At 45.4% G+C, this 366-nt stretch carries 1 protein-coding gene; it reads left to right on the top strand.

The genetic code is table 11. The annotated features are described in order from the left end of the window. The coding region (locus HC175_RS20785; protein WP_438865974.1) for a MutS-related protein at positions 1-299 on the top strand (299 nt) is incomplete at its 5' end. Between the last annotated feature and the right edge of the window lie 67 nt (positions 300-366).

The following is a 366-nucleotide window of genomic DNA, read 5'->3' as shown; positions in this document are numbered from 1 at the left end:
AAACAGACCAGTATTTCATCATCCTCGACGAGATCCTTAAAGGGACGAACAGCACAGATAAAGCCATTGGCTCCCGAAAATTCATTGAGAAACTGGTCGGCTCCAATTCCACCGGAATTATTGCTACCCACGACCTGAGTCTTTGCGAAGTGGCCGAAGAACTGCCGCAGGTAAAGAACTACTATTTTGACGCCGAGATCATCAATGACGAATTGAACTTCGACTACCGCTTCAAAAAAGGGGTGTGCCAGAATATGAACGCGTCGTTCTTGCTGAAGAAGATGGAAATAGTAGATTGAAGTTAGATTTTAGAAGTACGAAGTTAGAAATTCGATTGTCACCTCGAGCGGAGTCGGGAGGTCTTGG

It is taken from the genome of Salinimicrobium oceani, from assembly GCF_012037645.1.
Note: the sequence above shows the minus strand (reverse complement) of the source record. Positions and strands in the feature narration are given on the sequence as shown.